Source organism: Bradyrhizobium sacchari, from assembly GCF_002068095.1.
Classification (GTDB): Bacteria; Pseudomonadota; Alphaproteobacteria; order Rhizobiales; family Xanthobacteraceae; genus Bradyrhizobium; species Bradyrhizobium sacchari.
The window spans coordinates 22072-37931 of sequence record NZ_LWIG01000051.1; the positions used below are offsets into that span (position 1 = coordinate 22072).

At 64.9% G+C, this 15860-nt stretch carries 18 protein-coding genes; 7 read left to right on the forward strand and 11 right to left on the reverse strand.

Features of this window, described 5'->3' with window-relative positions; translation table 11 throughout:
- Window positions 1–3 precede the first annotated feature (3 nt).
- The 3 genes from A5906_RS32010 to A5906_RS32020 all read left to right on the forward strand — a co-directional run bounded on the left by A5906_RS32010 (window position 4) and on the right by A5906_RS32020 (window position 1891).
- Window positions 4–558: an inner membrane-spanning protein YciB gene (locus A5906_RS32010; protein WP_080139138.1), complete on the forward strand. Its 555-nt coding sequence runs from the start codon at window positions 4–6 to the stop codon at window positions 556–558.
- Between the two features lie 105 nt (window positions 559–663).
- Entirely contained in the window at window positions 664–960 is a 297-nt protein-coding gene (locus tag A5906_RS32015; protein WP_080139139.1) for a hypothetical protein, read from the forward strand.
- A 13-nt stretch (window positions 961–973) separates the two neighbouring features.
- Entirely contained in the window at window positions 974–1891 is a 918-nt protein-coding gene (locus A5906_RS32020) for a hypothetical protein (protein ID WP_080139140.1), read from the forward strand.
- A 109-nt stretch (window positions 1892–2000) separates the two neighbouring features.
- Here the strand turns inward: A5906_RS32020 and A5906_RS32025 are convergent, their stop codons facing one another.
- The gene (locus tag A5906_RS32025) at window positions 2001–3656 is read right to left on the reverse strand and encodes a fumarate hydratase (RefSeq protein ID WP_080139141.1); all 1656 of its coding nucleotides are present in this window, start codon (window positions 3654–3656) and stop codon (window positions 2001–2003) included.
- 245 nt (window positions 3657–3901) lie between these two features.
- Here A5906_RS32025 and A5906_RS32030 point away from each other — a divergent pair, with 245 nt between their 5' ends.
- From A5906_RS32030 to A5906_RS32035, 3 genes are all read left to right on the forward strand, one after another.
- Window positions 3902–4375 (forward strand): hypothetical protein, encoded by a 474-nt coding sequence (locus A5906_RS32030; RefSeq protein WP_080139142.1) that lies wholly within the window; start codon window positions 3902–3904, stop codon window positions 4373–4375.
- A 302-nt stretch (window positions 4376–4677) separates the two neighbouring features.
- A complete protein-coding gene (locus tag A5906_RS43330; protein WP_167523483.1) occupies window positions 4678–4851 on the forward strand; it encodes a hypothetical protein in 174 nt (57 codons plus the stop codon).
- Between the two features lie 117 nt (window positions 4852–4968).
- Complete coding sequence (locus A5906_RS32035) at window positions 4969–5643, forward strand: methyltransferase family protein (RefSeq protein ID WP_080139143.1); 675 nt, start codon at window positions 4969–4971, stop codon at window positions 5641–5643.
- Between the two features lie 282 nt (window positions 5644–5925).
- On the opposite strand, the gene A5906_RS32040 is transcribed toward A5906_RS32035, so the two are convergent.
- The 10 genes from A5906_RS32040 to flgB all read right to left on the reverse strand — a co-directional run bounded on the left by A5906_RS32040 (window position 5926) and on the right by flgB (window position 15279).
- A complete protein-coding gene (locus A5906_RS32040) occupies window positions 5926–6633 on the reverse strand; it encodes a glutathione S-transferase (protein WP_080139144.1) in 708 nt (235 codons plus the stop codon).
- Between the two features lie 198 nt (window positions 6634–6831).
- Complete coding sequence (locus tag A5906_RS32045; protein ID WP_080139145.1) at window positions 6832–7512, reverse strand: lectin; 681 nt, start codon at window positions 7510–7512, stop codon at window positions 6832–6834.
- 145 nt (window positions 7513–7657) lie between these two features.
- Window positions 7658–8671, reverse strand: a complete 1014-nt coding sequence (locus tag A5906_RS32050) for a Tim44 domain-containing protein (protein ID WP_080139146.1) — start codon at window positions 8669–8671, stop codon at window positions 7658–7660.
- 324 nt (window positions 8672–8995) lie between these two features.
- Window positions 8996–11584, reverse strand: coding sequence for a cell cycle histidine kinase CckA (gene cckA, locus A5906_RS32055; RefSeq protein WP_080139147.1), 2589 nt, complete (start codon window positions 11582–11584; stop codon window positions 8996–8998).
- Between the two features lie 154 nt (window positions 11585–11738).
- Window positions 11739–12818, reverse strand: coding sequence for a flagellar biosynthesis protein FlhB (flhB, locus tag A5906_RS32060; RefSeq protein ID WP_080139148.1), 1080 nt, complete (start codon window positions 12816–12818; stop codon window positions 11739–11741).
- A 10-nt stretch (window positions 12819–12828) separates the two neighbouring features.
- On the reverse strand, window positions 12829–13599 hold the full coding sequence (fliR, locus tag A5906_RS32065) for a flagellar biosynthetic protein FliR (RefSeq protein WP_027560312.1): 771 nt from the start codon (window positions 13597–13599) through the stop codon (window positions 12829–12831).
- A gap of 17 nt (window positions 13600–13616) precedes the next feature.
- Window positions 13617–13880, reverse strand: a complete 264-nt coding sequence (gene fliQ, locus A5906_RS32070; protein ID WP_011088555.1) for a flagellar biosynthesis protein FliQ — start codon at window positions 13878–13880, stop codon at window positions 13617–13619.
- A gap of 171 nt (window positions 13881–14051) precedes the next feature.
- Entirely contained in the window at window positions 14052–14360 is a 309-nt protein-coding gene (fliE, locus tag A5906_RS32075; RefSeq protein ID WP_027575945.1) for a flagellar hook-basal body complex protein FliE, read from the reverse strand.
- Window positions 14361–14376: 16 nt separating this feature from the next.
- A complete protein-coding gene (gene flgC, locus A5906_RS32080; RefSeq protein ID WP_080139149.1) occupies window positions 14377–14802 on the reverse strand; it encodes a flagellar basal body rod protein FlgC in 426 nt (141 codons plus the stop codon).
- A 72-nt stretch (window positions 14803–14874) separates the two neighbouring features.
- Window positions 14875–15279, reverse strand: coding sequence for a flagellar basal body rod protein FlgB (gene flgB, locus A5906_RS32085; protein ID WP_080139150.1), 405 nt, complete (start codon window positions 15277–15279; stop codon window positions 14875–14877).
- A 347-nt stretch (window positions 15280–15626) separates the two neighbouring features.
- Between flgB and A5906_RS32090 the strand changes: the two genes are divergently transcribed.
- Window positions 15627–15860, forward strand: a 234-nt coding sequence (locus tag A5906_RS32090) for a flagellar biosynthetic protein FliO (protein ID WP_201723809.1), incomplete at its 3' end; no start/stop codon positions are given.

Genomic DNA, 15860 nt, shown 5'->3' on the forward strand with positions numbered 1-15860 from the left:
ACGATGAAGGACGTATTCGCCCGCCTCGCCTCCGACTTCCTCTCCGCCATCGTCTTCCTGGCCGTCTACCTCATCACCGACAACGTCGTGCTGGCAACGTCGGTCGCGATTGCCGGCGCGATCGCGCAGGTGATCTATGCCCGCGTCAAGGGACAGCAGCTCAACTACATGACCTATGCGAGCCTCGCGCTCGTCGTCGTGCTGGGCACGGTCACGCTGCTGACCAACGATCCTCGCTTCATGCTGGCAAAACCCTCGATCGCGCATTTCGCGATCGGCGCCATCATGCTCAAGCGCGGCTGGATGCTGCGCTACATGCCGCCGATCGTCACCGAGACCGTTCCGGAATATGTGACCGCTGCGGGTTATGCCTGGGCCGCCCTGATGTTCGTGATCGGCGCCGGAATGATCGCGGTCGCGGCCACCGGCGATCTGAAGCTGTGGGCGTTCTACATCACGGTGGTTGCGGGCGGCGCCAAGATCCTCGCCTTTGCTGTGCAATATGTCGTTCTCAGGCTCATCGTCACCAGCCGCCGGCGCGCTGCGGCTCGCGCCTAGATACCTATTCGGAGGGTTAGGCAGGAGCTGCGAGTTACGCTATAGGCTCGCTCGGGACGGGCCGCGGATCGTCGCGGCCCGCCGGGATTTGTTCGGGAGACGGGAATGGCCGTAGACGGCAACTGGAATCTGACCATGACGACGCCGATGGGCGAACGCCAGGCGACGCTGAGCCTGAAGGCCGCTGGCGGCACGCTCACGGGCACGCAGGGCGCGGAAGGTAATACCGCCGAGATTTTCGACGGCGCCGTCTCTGGCGACAACGTCTCCTGGAAGGTCTCGATCGACAAACCGATGCCGCTCACGCTCGAATTCACCGGCACCGTCTCCGGCGACAGCATCAGCGGCGAGATGGGCATCGGCCCGATGGGCAGCTTCCCGTTCACGGGCGCTCGCGCGTAAGCGCGCTGCAACGATGCGTGCGCTCGTTCTCATCGCGACGATCCTGTGTGTCGCGACACAGGCAGCGCGCGCGGACGACATCGAACCGGCGTGGCGCGCAAGCGCGCTCGCCATGGTGCCGGCGGGCTATGTCGCAGGCCTCGCCTACCGCACCGAAGGTTCGACCGGCTATCTCGCGATCTATCCGGCGACCTCAAACGATCCAAAGACACCGGCGAGCGTGTTCGCCGCCCGCCAGGCTCTCGTCGTCACGCTGACGGCGGATGCGACACGTGCGGTCTCGGCCGAGTTGAAGCCGCGCGCCGAGCCGCTCCCTGATGACGACGACACCGATTTCGCCAAGCTGCACGCCGGACTCGCCGCGAGGCGCGCGAGCCTTCCTGATGGGACCGAGCCCTGCGATCTCGGCGCCTGGTCGATCGACAAGGACCCGAATGGCCTCAACGTGCGGGCTGAACCGTCAGTGAAAGCGCGCGTGCTCGGCACGCTGCCCCCGCCTTACCGGCTCAAGCTCGGCGGCGCCGAGAACACGCCTGACGGCGGCTGGCTCACGGAATTCCGCATCATCGGCTTTAGGGACGGCTGGTTCCTGATCGAAGGCGCGAGGCCCCCGGGCAAGGACTACGAAGACGAGAAGCGATACCCGCGCAGCGCGCCAAGGCCCTATGCCGGACGCGGCTGGGTCGCCTCCAACAAGGTCGGCGCGAACTATGCCAACGGCTATACGCGCGACGGCGGGCTGTTCCAGGCCCCCTTCGTCGATGCCAAATGGATGCCGGCCCAGCGCGAGCTCGGCGGCCCGATTGACGGCGACGGCGGACCAAAGCGGCTATTGGCCTGCAGCGGCCACTGGGGCCTCGTCGAGAGCCACGATGGTGTCCGAGGCTGGTGGCGTTCGCTGTGCTCCAACCAGGTCACGAACTGCAGCTAGGGCGGATCGCGACTTCGCCAACAACTCGCCTTGTCATACGCGGGCTAGACCCGCGTATCCATCTTTCTGACGAGTGATGGATGGCCGGGTCGAGCCCGGCCATGACATCTCAGCCCAGATTCAACTCCTTGAAGAAGTCATTCCCCTTGTCGTCGATGATGATGAAGGCGGGGAAGTCCACGACTTCGATGCGCCAGATCGCTTCCATGCCGAGCTCGGGATATTCGAGCACCTCGACCTTCTTGATGCAGTGCTCGGCGAGGTTCGCAGCCGCGCCGCCGATCGAGCCGAGATAGAAGCCGCCATATTTCTTGCAGGCCTCGCGCACGGCCGGCGCGCGGTTGCCCTTGGCCACCATCACCATCGAGCCGCCGGCGGCCTGGAACTGGTCGACGAAGGAATCCATGCGGCCCGCGGTGGTCGGACCGAACGCGCCGGAGGCATAGCCCTCGGGCGTCTTGGCGGGGCCGGCGTAATAGACCGGGTGGTTCTTGAAATAATCCGGCAGCGGCTCGCCCTTCTCCAGCCGCTCGCGCAGCTTGGCGTGGGCAGAGTCGCGCGCGACGATCATGGTGCCCGTCATCGAGACCCGGGTCTTGATCGGATGCTTGGAGAACGTCGCCAGAATGTCCTTCATCGGCTGGTTGAGGTCGATCTTGACGACCTCGCCGCCGAGCGCCTCTTCGACCTGCGGCAGGTATTGCGCCGGATTGTGCTCGAGCTCCTCGAGATAGATGCCGTCCCTGGTGATCTTGCCGAGCACCTGGCGATCGGCCGAGCAGGACACGCCGAGCCCGATCGGCAGCGAGGCGCCGTGGCGCGGCATGCGGATCACACGCACGTCGTGGCAGAAATATTTTCCGCCGAACTGTGCGCCGACGCCGAGCGACTGCGTCATCTTGTGGATTTCCTTCTCCATCTCGACGTCGCGGAAGGCGTTGCCGTCAGGCGAGCCGTGCGTCGGCAGCGCGTCGAGATAGCGGGCGGAAGCGAGCTTCACCGTCTTCATGCAGAGCTCGGCCGAGGTGCCGCCGATCACGATGGCGAGGTGATAAGGCGGGCACGCCGCTGTCCCCAGCGTCAGGATCTTCTCCTTGAGAAACGCCAGCAGACGATCTTTGGTCAGAACGGACGGCGTCGCCTGGAACAGAAAACTCTTGTTGGCGGAGCCGCCGCCCTTCGCCATGAACATGAACTTGTAGGCCTCATCGCCCTCGGCGTAGATCTCGCACTGCGCCGGCATATTGTTAGCGGTGTTCTTCTCCTCGTACATGGAGAGGGGCGCGACCTGCGAGTAGCGCAGATTGCGGCGCAGATAAGCATCGCGCGCGCCTTCCGACAGCGCCGCCTCGTCGTCACCGTCGGTGATGACGTTGCAGCCCTTCTTGCCCATGATGATCGCGGTGCCGGTGTCCTGGCACATCGGCAGCACGCCGCCGGCCGCGATGTTGGCGTTCTTCAAGAAGTCCAGCGCGACAAACTTGTCGTTCGGGCTCGCCTCACCGTCCTCCAGGATCGCGCGGAGCTGCTTCAGATGGCCGGGCCGCAGATAATGGTTGATGTCGCCAAAGGCCGCCTCCGACAGCGCCCGCAGCGCCTCGCGCGACACCACCAGCATGTCCTTGCCGAGGACCTTCTCGACCCTGACCCCTTCCGCGGAGATCTTCTTGTAGGGCGTTTCGTCCTTGCCCAGCGGGAACAGCGGGGTGTGCTTGTAGGGCGGAACGGGCTTCGAGGAGTCGGGGAAGGCGGTAGGAGCGTTCATGAGGTCGATCTCGGGGTTTTGGAGCCCTCGGGCGGGCCCCTAGCATAGAAGCGTTCTAAGCTTTTTTGCCGCAAAGGGAAGGCGTTCTGGCGCGGCCGGGCCATCCCGATTCGGCGACAAGACGGCCCTTTTTCGGTCCTGCCGGCAGAGCTGCGCGGCCGTTATCGTCCCCGGGAAGGTCTGGTGCACCCCTTGCACTCCGCGCGCGACGAAGGTTGAATGCGCGCCCTCAGGGGCTTTTCATCATGATTTTCAAACTGAACGTCCGCGGCGCGATCCTGGTCGTCGCCGCCACCACCGGACTTGTGGCGCTCACCTCTCCTGCGCGCGCCGATCGATGTGACGACAGCGCCAAGGAGCTGGCGAACCAGATCGACCGCCTCAAGGTGAACTTTCGCGCGGCCAACATCGTATACCTGACGCACCCCGCAGCTAAGGAGCTGTCGGTGGGTTGCCGCGGCGACAAATATTCGATCGAGCTCTATGCCAAGGGTGATCGCAAGCCGGCGCCGGAATTCTATACGCTGGTGGGATCGATGGCGGCGATCGTCTTCACGGTGACCAAGGACGACACCACGACGGGCGCGACACGCTGCCTGAAGCGGATGGGACTGTTGCGCGGCGACAAGATCAGCATGCGCTACCGCCGGCTCAACATGGAATGTACCCGTACCAAGACGGACGCATCCATCGCGATCACGCGCGGCAAGGACGAGTAGGCGTCTCGTCAGGCTCCCCGCTGAGCGCGCAGCGCGCATGTATCGCGATGCAGCCAGCTGCACACTCCGTCATTGCGAGCGCAGCGAAGCAATCCAGACTGTCTCCGCGGAGGGATTCTGGATTGCTTCGCTGCGCTCGCAATGACGAGGACAAGTCTCGTCGTCTGACGCATGCAGCGTGGTGGCGGACGCCAAGCGTCTCCTCGATCCAAAGAGTTCCCTCGCATTTTAACAATTGCCTTGAAGGAAATTTCGCTCCTGTAGGGGCAGGCTGAAGCGTTTCCATGTGTGAGGATTTGTGGATGAGCGTTTCGACCGTTGCGCCGCCGCCGATCGCGATCGTGGTGCCGAGCTACGACACGACCAAGCAGCAGGACGACCAGACCAAGACCAAGGACACCGATCCGACCTACAAGCCGCAGCCGCCCGTGCCGCTGCCACCGGGTCAGGGCACGCGGATCGATCAGCTCGCCTGATTGGCCCTTTCGGAGATGAATCGCCCGATCCGGTCGATCGGGCTTTTCGCGTGTCCGGCCGCATCTTTGCCGGATAGCGGGAGCACCCTGGTGCGCGCTCGAATCTGAGGGACGCGCATGATCGCACGCCTTCTGCTGCAGAACACGATCTTCACCGTTGCGCTGGGCGCGCTGCTGTTCGCGTCCGCCGGCACGCTGCTCTGGCCGTCGGCCTGGCTGTTCCTCATCATCTCCGCGCTGCTCGGCCCGTTCTGCGGCTGGTGGCTCTACCGGCTCGATCCGGCACTGCTGGCCGAGCGCCTGCGTCCGGTCATCCAGAGGGACCAGCCTCCGGCCGACAAGGCGTTCATCACCGCCTTGATCGCGGCAATGCTGGCCTGGCTGATCGCGATGGGGCTCGACCGGCGCACCCTTGCATCCGACATGCCGGTCGCCCTGCAGGCCCTCGGCCTCGTGCTGTTCCTGCTCTGCACGCTGTTCACGATGTCGGTGTTCCGCGAGAACTCGTTCGCAGCGCCAGTGGTGAAGCTGCAGGCCGAGCGCGCGCAGCGCGTGATCTCGACCGGGCCTTACGCGCATGTGCGCCATCCCATGTACAGCGGCCTGATCCTGTTCTTCGCCGGCGTGCCGCTGCTGCTGGGCTCCTGGTGGGGACTGGCGATGGCGCCGCTGTTCGTCGCCTTGCTGGCGATGCGCATCGGCATCGAGGAGCGCACGCTGCGCGAAGGCCTGCCGGGCTACAGCGATTATGCCGCGCAGGTGCGCTATCGTCTGCTGCCGGGCGTGTGGTGAGCGCGACGCGTGGAAAAATGTCCGCCCTCATCCGATCGACTGACGTCGCCGCAGCCGAAGCTCGCTAGAGCGAACCCGCACCATGCAAACGGGAGACGCGACGATGTTCTGCAAGCCACCCTGCCCTGATGAGCATGATCTCGCTCGCGTCTCCACCGATTCGAATCATCGATCTGGTCCGCAGCGTTCACAGGCGCTTAGCCAGACCACGTTTGGGCGATTGATCGTGCCCGAAACGGCCGGTCCGGAACGGGAGCTGCCGCCAGCCGCCGTCCGGACCGGCTAGATATCGAGCTCCTTGTAGCGGCGGAAGATGCCCTGCTCGTTGAAGGGAATCCGGCGGTCGCTGGCAAGATAAGCCTTGATGTTCGGCCGCGCGGCAATCCGGTCATGCAGGTCGATGAGGCCCGGGATGTCCGTCTCGAACGCCTTCATGCGCCTGGGAAAGGCATAGCGCAGCCCGGCGACGATCTGAAACAGCGAAAGATCAACGTAAGTGAGCCGGCGGCCGGTGACGTAAGCGCCGCCACTGCCGGCGAGCACCTGCTCGAAATAGCCGAGATATTTCGGCACGCGCTCGTCCCAGAACTCGGCCGTGCGCTTCTTCGCAGGCGCCTTCTGGTCCTCGTAGTACATCGAGGGCCCGAGCGGGTGATGGGTGTCGTGGATCTCGACCACGAGATCGGTGATCGTGAGCTGGAGCTGGTGCACCCAGAGCCGGCCTGCTTCCGTCTTCGGCGCGAGCGAATGGCGGGCGCCGAGATAGAGCAGGATGTTCGCGGTCTGGCCGATCACGAGCTTGCCGGCTTTGAGAAACGGCGGCGCAAAGGGCGGCGTGTCCTTGTGCGCATCCATCATCTTCATAATCGCGGAGGTCCCGCGCGCACCGCGCCCGACGTCGACGTAAGGCGCACCCGCCTCCTCCAGCGCCAGCCGCACATATTCGCCGCGGCCCTGGATCTCGGGCCAGTAATAGAGCTCGTATTTCATGGGAGGGGTCCGTGAACGTGGAGGCGATCGGACCAATGTAACATGCAGCCGAAGGTTCCGTCAGGGTGAGGCGGAACGGCAGTACAACATCCTCCGTCATTACGAGTGAAGCGAAGCAATCAGAGTCGGCCCGCGGTGGGATACTGGATTGCTTCGCTACGCTCGCAATGACGAGTGGAGAGAGCTTCGTGGCTTAATTCAATTCGCCGCGAAACAATACAGCAGGCCGTCGCCGCCGGTGCTCTTCAGATCCGCCTGCGAGCAGCCGCCGTCGGGACCGCGCGAGGGGTGAGAGCTATTCCATGACTTCGACGCCTCGTCGTCGCGCAGCCCCTTGCGATCGGCATGGCCGACGACCGCTGCGCCTTGCGTGCTCGACGTCCAGTTCTTGCAGGTCTTGTCGTCACCGGCGGCGAACGCAGTGCCGTCGGGCTGCGTACCCGTGAGAATGTCGTGCCGGTTCGGCGTGTCGCCGGCGCCGTTGTTGACCTCACCCTTCTCGTTGAGCGCCGTCTGCTTGGTGAGGTTGTTCGCCGCGCTGTGCAAATCGGCGACGTCCTTGGCGATCACCACGCCCTTGGCATTCTGCCACGGTCCCTTGCCGATGCGGTCTTTTGCGTTGACGGCCGGCTTGCCGTCGGCGGCCTGCGTCGACAGATAAGCGCGCCAGGTCTTGCTGCCGGCGCCGGCGGCCTGAGCGAGCTTCTGGCACTGCGCATCGGCTCCCTCGAGACCCCCGAGATCGGCGCCCTTGCCGGGGCCGCTGGAGGTCACGAAGAAGGTCATGTCGGCCGACTGCGCGTGCGCCGATGGGGCAGCCAGCAAGACCATGGCCAGCGCAAGGCCGGAAATCGTCGTGGATTTCTCGATACCAATCATCTTGTCCTCCCATAAGTGTTTTTGGTTCGCCGCCTGATTTCAACCCGACGCACACCCGCTTATTCCGGTTCCGCGCTGCGGGACGACCAAAAGAAAAGGGCGCCGTGCCGAAGCACGACGCCCTGGTTCCTCATCTCGTCTGCGATCAGTTGGTCTGCTGGATCGCCGACAATTCCCAGCCGCCGTTCGGGCGACGGGCAAAGGTCCAGACTTCGGTGGCCTCGCCGGGCTGCTCACTGCCGGCGACGACCGCGCCGGTGTTGCGGTCCACCGTCTTGTCGGTGAGCGCGAAGCGCAGCGCCACCGTGGCATAGTCGGTCTCGCCTTCGCGCCAGGCCTCCGCGAGGTCGCCCTGCAGCAGCTTGACGTTGGTCACCTTGTTGACGACGTTGCGCGCGCGGTTCTGGGCCAGATCCTGCTCGAAATAGGAAACCATTTCCGGCGTCGCGAGCGTGTGCAGCTTGGCCACGTCCTCGTTCGACCAGGCGGTCTGGATCTCGCCGAGCAGGCGCTCGAACGCCTCATAGTCATCAGGCTTGATCTCGAGCGGCGCGTTGTTTGCGCCGAAGCCGAAGCCGCCGAGGCCGCCGCCAAGACCACCACCAAGTCCGCTGCGATAGTTGGTCTGCGGTCCCGGACCAGCGCTTGCATCAGCGTTGGCATAGGCCGCCTGCGGCGTGTGGCGGCGCTGCCACCAGGACATCGCCAGCCGCACCACGAACACGACGAGCACGATCTGGATGATCAGGCCGAGGATCGACGACAGGCCGCCGAGGCCGCCGAACAGGCCGCCGCCGAACAGCATGCCGAGCAGGCCTGCGCCGAGGAAGCCGGCCGCGAGGCCGCCCATGAAGCCGCCGGCGCGGCCGAACAGGCCGCCGCGCGCGGGCGCAGCCGCGGCCGAATTCATGCCTGCACCCGGCTGGGTGTAGGTACGGTTGAACTGCGAGGCAGAGCCCGGCGCGGTCGTGGTCGACGGCGGTGCCGAATAGGTGCGCGAGCCGCGCGAACCCGACGACATGCCGCCACCGACGCGGGCGTCAGCGGACGAGATGGCGAGCGCGGTCGGCAGCGCAAGCGCCAGCACAACGGCGATCGTCTTGAAGAGAGAGCGGGAGCGTTGCGAGAAAGTCATGTGCGTTTCCCATATCCCCGGCATGGGGACGTGACCCTAAGATGGGCAGACTTCCCGAAAAGTGAAGCCGGTTTCAGCCGCCATGGCTGCGGCCCTCAGTCGCGGGGATGTGGCAAAAGTCCATATTTGACGGGGGTTTGGCCGATTGTGCCGGCGGAACCGTGGTCGCCGGTTACCGGCGGCTTAACGGCGGGATTTCAGCTTTTTCCTCATCATTGCGAGCGAAGCGAAGCAATCCAGAAATGCATCCGCGGGAACAGTCTGGATTGCTGCGTCGCAAGCGCTCCTCGCAACGCGGCGTTGAAGCGGCGGGCACAATGACGGAGGGACGTGGCGAGAGCCCGCCCCCTACCCCTGCTTCGTCATCGTCTCCTTCACCGCCGCCACGAGCTGGCTGAGGGTGAACGGCTTTGGCAGGAAGTCGAACTGCTGGCCCTCCGGCAGGCTCTTCTCGAAGGCGTCCTCGGCATAGCCGGAGACGAAGATGAACTTGATGTCGGGGTTCTTCTCGCGCATCGCCTTGAGCAGCGTCGGGCCATCCATCTCGGGCATCACGACGTCGGACACGACGAGATCGATCGCGCCGCTCTGCTCCTCCAGCACCTCCATCGCCTCGACGCCGTTCTCGGCCTCTACCACGGTGTAGCCGCGCGAGCGCAAGCCGCGGGCGTTGAGGGCGCGCAGGCCCTCCTCGTCCTCGACCAGCAGGATGGTGCCCTGCCCGGTGAGATCGGTGCGGGGCTTCGCCTCTGCCGGCGCGACGGGCGCGGCTTCCTTCGCGGCGCCATTGGTGACACTGGCCGCGGTTGCGGGCTGCTCGACCTGCACCTCCGGCTCGGCGTGGTGGCGCGGCAGGAAGATGTGGAACGAGGTGCCCTGCCCCGGCTCGGAATCGACGTAGATGAAGCCGCCGGTCTGCTTGACGATGCCGTAGACGGTGGAGAGGCCGAGCCCGGTGCCCTTGCCCACCTCTTTCGTCGAGAAGAACGGCTCGAAAATCTTGTCGCGGATGTCGGCGGGAATGCCGGTGCCGGTGTCGGCGACCTCGATACGGACGTAGTCCGCCGCCGGCATACCCTTATAGGCGAGCTTGCCCGCGTCTTCCGTGGTGACGTTGGCGGTGCGGATGATCAGCTTGCCGCCGTCCGGCATCGCGTCGCGCGCGTTGACCGCGAGGTTGACGATCACCTGCTCGAACTGGGAGACGTCGACCTTGACCGGCCAGAGGTCTCGGCCGTGGATCAGGTCGAGCTTGACTTTCTCGCCGATCAAGCGTCGCAGCAGCATGGTGAGATCGGAGAGCGCATCGCCGAGATCCAGCACCTGCGGACGCAGCGTCTGCCGCCGCGAGAACGCCAGCAGCTGCCGCACCAGGGTGGCGGCGCGCGTCGCGTTCTGCTTGATCTGCATGATGTCCTGGAACGACGGATCAGTCGGCTTGTGCGCGTTCAGCAGGAAGTCGTTCGCCATCATGATGGCGGAGAGCACGTTGTTGAAGTCGTGGGCGATGCCGCCGGCGAGCTGGCCGACGGTCTCCATCTTCTGCGACTGGTTGATCTGGTTCTCCAGCGCGCGCCGCTCGGTGGTCTCGAGCATGTGCACGATGGCGGCTTCCGCCTCGTTCTCGGCCGCATCCACCGGCGTGACGAAGAACTGGCCCCAGCGTTCCCTCGTCCCTTCCAGCGCCACCTCGACCGGCGCAATGTCGGCCTGGCCTACAGCGGCCTGGTTGATCGCCGTGATCAGCAGATGACGATCGCGCGAATTGACCGCGCGGAAGATCGACTTGGAGGCGCTGTCGAGCCCGAGTGCCTGCCCGAGCTTGGCATAGCGCGCATTGGCGCGCACGACGTTGCCGGCGCGATCGACGGTCGCGATCGCCATCGGCGTATGGTCGAAGAAGCGCATGAAACGCACTTCGGCGGCGCGATCGGGATCGCTGCGCTCGTCGCGGGCGCGGCTGATGACGAGGGTGCGCGAGGGCCCCGGCGCGCCGTCGGCGCCGAAGGCGAGCTTGTGATAGAGCCGCACCGGCATGGTCCTGCCATTGCGCATGCGCAGGTCGATGTCGAAGACTTCGGTCTTCACCTCGCCCGGCACCGCCACGATCGCGGTGAGCAGCGCGGACCCGTCGCCGGAGACGATGTCGGTGAGCTTCAACCCGCCCGAGCCGATCTCGGCGAGGTCATAGTCGAGCCAGTTCGCCAGCGTCGCGTTGACATAAGCGAGCTCGCCGGCGGGATTGACCGAGAAGAAGCCGCAAGGCGCGTGGTCGAGATATTCGATTGCGTGCTGGAGCTCCTGGAACACGTCCTCCTGGCGCTCGCGGTCGCGGGTGATGTCGGCGATCGACCACACCGCGTATTTCGACTCGCGCTTGCCGGTACCGAGCGGGCGCACGCGCATGCGCAGCCACCGGCCCTGGCTGCCGTCATGGCCGGAGATGCGCACCTCCTCCTGCTGGCGCTTGCCCTCGCGGGCGGCCTTCAGCAAACGGAACACGGCTTCGGAGACGTCGGGATTGCCGATGAAGACGCGCTCCACCGGGCGCACGTCCTGCGGGCCGCTGGCGCCGGTCAGCGTCAGATAGGCCGCGTTGGAATAGACCACGTGTCCGCGCGCATCGGTGACGGCGAGACCGTCGAATGCGTGATCGGAGATGCGGCCGATGATGGGATCATCGAGATTTCGGTCGGCGAAGCGGATGATGCCGGCGGCAAAGGCGAACAGGTTGAACAGGCCGACCATCGCCAGCACGGCGAGGATACCGAGGATGTAGGGCTGCGCCTGCGCGCGCCCGAGCGTCATCAGCCCGACGGCGACCGCGACGAGGCCGGCCGCCACCAGCAGCACCAGTGCAATGCTGCCCGAGCGCGGCGACGGCTCGTTCGCCGCAACGGGCTCGCGTGTGAGGTCGTGGTCGGTCTCAGCAGTCATATCGAGCTGGCGCAGCCTGTCGGCAGAGAATCAACGCGCTGCGGCGCGCGCGGGGTCCTCCCTGCCTGAATCGGACCCAAGGGTGCAAGGGCAGCAAGGGCGAAAGGTACGCTGATTCCCAGATTACGGCCATTTCCGGTACTTTCCGGGCATTTTATTCCCGCCCGGCGCCGAATCCGCGCTTCAGCCGCATGACGTAGCCGATCACCTCGGCGACCGCGTGGTAGTGCTCGGTCGGGATTTCCTGGTCGATGTCGACGGTGGCATAGAGCGCACGGGCCAGCGGGACGTTCTCGACGATCGGGATGTCGTGCTCGCGCGCGATCTCCCGGATCTTGAAGGCGAGGTTGTCGACGCCCTTGGCGACGCAGATTGGCGCCGACATGCCGCGCTCGTAGGACAGCGCCACCGAGTAGTGGGTCGGGTTGGTGATGATCACCGAGGCCTTGGGAACCGCCGCCATCATGCGCTTCTTGGCGCGCTGCTGCCGGAGTTGCCTGATCTTGCCCTTGATGTGCGGGTCGCCTTCGGACTGCTTGAACTCTTCCTTGATCTCCTGGAGCGACATCTTCTGCCGCTGGAACCAGCTGCGGTACTGGAAGAAATAGTCGGCAATGGCGACGATCGCGAGCGCCGCGACGACCGCGCCGAGCAGGTGGACGGTCATGCTGGTGGTGGCGCCGAGCATGGCGGCCGGATCGAGCCGGACCATGGCCTCCATGCGATGCCGTTCCGGCCACAGGATCACGGTCATGACCACGCCGAGCGCGATCAGCTTGCCGAGACCCTTGAGGAAGTTCGCCGCCGCCTGCTTGCCGAAGATGCGCTTGAAGCCGGCGCCGGGCGAGATCTTGCTGAATTTGGGTTTCAGGGATTCGGCCGACCACACCAGGCGGTGCTGGAGCATGTTGCCGGCGATCGCCGCCAGCACCAGCATCAGGAGAGGCACGCCGATCGCAGCCAGCACGGCGACTTCGATCTGCTGCATCAGCTTGAGCAGATTGCCGCCGTCGGTCTTGATCATCCAGGAATTGGCGAGCAGGTTGCGCATCGGCGTCATCAGCCCGCTGCCGACCGAGCCCGAGAAGGTCGAGACCACGAGCGTGCCGCCCGCGATCATGAACCAGGTGTTGATCTCCTGGCTCTTGGCAACGTCGCCGCGTTGGAGCGCATCGTCGAGACGCTTTTGTGTCGGGTCTTCTGTTTGACTCTCTGGATCGTTGTCTTCCGCCATCGATCCCTCGTTACTTGAGCGGCATCATCTGGTGCATGACACCGATGAAGTAATCCAGATACGTGCCCATCATCGCCGTGAGCACCACGGCGAGCACCAGGAAGCCGGCGAAGATCGACAGCGGCACACCGACGAAATAGACCTGCATCTGCGGCATCAGCCGCGCCAGCACGCCAAGTCCGATGTTGAAGACGAGGCCGAACACCAGAAACGGCCCCGAGAGCTGCAGGCCGAGCCGGAACGCGGCGGCAAAGGCGCGCGTCGCCAGCGAAGCGACGTCGCCACTCGACACCGTCTCGCCCGGCGAGAAGATCGAATAGCTGTCGTTCAGCGCCGCGATGACCAGGTGGTGGCTGTCGGTGGCGAACAGCAGCGTCACCCCGAGCATGGTCAGGAAGTTGCCGACCAGCACACCCTGCTGCCCCTGGGTGGGATCGACCGAAGTGACGAAGCCGAGCCCCATCTGCTGCGCAATCACGGAGCCCGCGACCTGGAGCGCCGACAGCGTCACGCGCGCAGTCGCGCCCAGCACGATGCCGATCACGATCTCATGCAGCATCAAGACCAGCAGGGGTGCGAGCGAGCCCATGTCGACGTGATAGGCATTGCGATGCAGCGGCAGGATGATCAGCGTGAGCAGCAGCGCGATCGACAGCTTGATTCGCGTCGGGATGTTGGTCTCGCCAAGGCCCGGCAGCAGCATCACCATTGCGCCGACCCGGGCGAAGGCGAGCATGAAGGAGGCGGCGAGCGCCGGCAGCAGCGAGACGTCGATGCGCATGGTGCTCGCATCTTGCCTCAGCCACCGATGATTCGCGACGAGATCCGCAGCATGTGGGCATGGAGCGAGTCGGCCATGAACGGCAGCGCCAACAGCATCGTGGCAAAGATGGCCAGGATCTTCGGCACGTAGATCAGCGTCTGCTCCTGGATCTGCGTCAGCGCCTGGAACAGCGACACGATGACGCCGACCACGAGGCCGACCACCATCAGCGGCGAGGACACGATCACGATGGTCCAGATCGCGTCACGCGCGACGTCGAGGGTTTCGGGTCCGGTCATATCGAGAATTCCTTATTCAACCTTCATCCCCTCCACCGCGGCGGGGAACGAACGCCCTCTCCCCCGTCATTGCGAGCGAAGCGAAGCAATCCAGACTGCCGCCGCGGAGGGAATCTGGATTGCTTCGCTGCGCTCGCAATGACGATCGGGGCGAGCGCCAGCGCCAAAAAATCAGATCGGCATCTTCATGATGTCTTCGTATGCCGCGATCACGCGGTCGCGGACCGAGACCAGCGTGGAGACGGCGACGTCGGTGTCGGCGACCGCCGTCACCACGTCCATCACGTTGGCCTTGCCGGCGGCCATCGCCACCGTCTGGGCGTCGGACTTGCGGCCGGATTCCATGACGCTGCCGACGGCGTCTTTCAGCAGCGAAGCAAAGGATTGCCCGGTCGCTTCGCTGCCCTTGCCCGCACCGCTGTTCTCCAGCACACGGGCAAGATTGGCGTAGGCGTTGGCCGCGATTGTCGGTGATGCCATGGCTCAAATGTCCTGTTCAGCTCTTGAGGATGTCGAGCGTGCGCTGGATCATCCGGCGCGTCGCACTGATGATGTTGAGATTGGCCTCGTAGGACCGCTGCGCATCGCGCATGTCGGTCATCTCGACCACCGAGTTCACGTTGGGGTATTTGACGTTGCCGGTCGCGTCCGCTGCCGGATTGTTCGGCTCGTATCTGACGCGGAAGGCGGACTGGTCGGGCTTGATCTTGCCGAGGGTGACGACCTGCGCGTCGAGGCTGCGGTCGAGCGCGGAGGAGAAGGTCGGAACCTTGCGCCGGTAGGGATCGCCACCCGCGGTCGGCGACGTCGAGTCCGCATTCGCGATGTTTTCCGAGATCACCCGCATGCGTCCGGCCTGGGCGCGCAGGCCCGAGGTCGCGATCGCCATCGAGCGGGCGAAGTCACTGCTGTCGTTCGCCATGATCTACCTCCAGCTCTCTGGTATGAGCATGATCTGGTCGGGAAACCGCCGCACACTTTTCCGGATCATGCTCTAGCCCTTGCCGATCGCGGTCTTGAGCAGGTGCAGGCTCTTCGAATAGAGCGAGGTCGCCGCCGCGTAGTCCATCTGGTTGCTGGCGGACTTCATCATCTCCTCTTCGAGATTGACGGCATTGCCCGCCGGGCGTGTCTCGAAGCCGGCATTCTTGTTCTGGTCGAAGCCGGAGGCTGCGCCTGACGGCTTCATGTGCGAGGCGCTGGTGACGGCCAGCGCCAGGGGGCCCATCGAGCCCGTGACCGCGCCTGACTTGTCGAGCTTCGGCTCGACCAGGTCGCGCGGCCGGAATTTGGGCGTATCGGAGTTGGAGACGTTCTCGGACAGGACGCGCTGACGCTCCTGATGCCACTGCATCTTGGTGCGAAGCGCCGACAGCACCGGGAGGTCGTTGATGGACATCGTTGCGGCTCCTTCCGCCGTCGGACCTGTGTCCGAAGCTAGGCAGAATTTGCCGCCTGTATGGTTAACAGGTAGTTAAGGACCGCGCCGGGATATGTCCCCGGGCGGAACACGACCTTGCAATCCCGTGATTCTACGCCTCGAAAAGTGGCATTAACCCAACCGCTTGGCGGCCCGCGCACGGGCCAAGAAGTCGTTTTGGATCGAGCGATTCATAGGTTATTAAGAGTTGGGGACGGCAAAACTTGCCGTGGAACGTTAAGAAATCGCAGTTTGGGGCATCGTACGCCGGTGGTTGGCGCTGTTGACCACGGGCACGAGAACAGCGCCATTTGTCGGGGACAAGTATGCAAGGCAGCCCTATCACCTTCATCGTCGCGTTCATCGTCGTTCTGGCGTTGATCGGCGTCGCTGCATGGCTGGTTCGCCGATTCGCCAGCGGCCGGATCGGCGCCAATACCCAGCGCGGCCGGATGCCCCGCCTCGCCGTGATCGACGCTGCCGCGGTCGATGGCCGGCGCCGCCTGGTCCTGGTCCGGCGCGACAATGTCGAGCATCTCCTGATGATCGGCGGACCGACC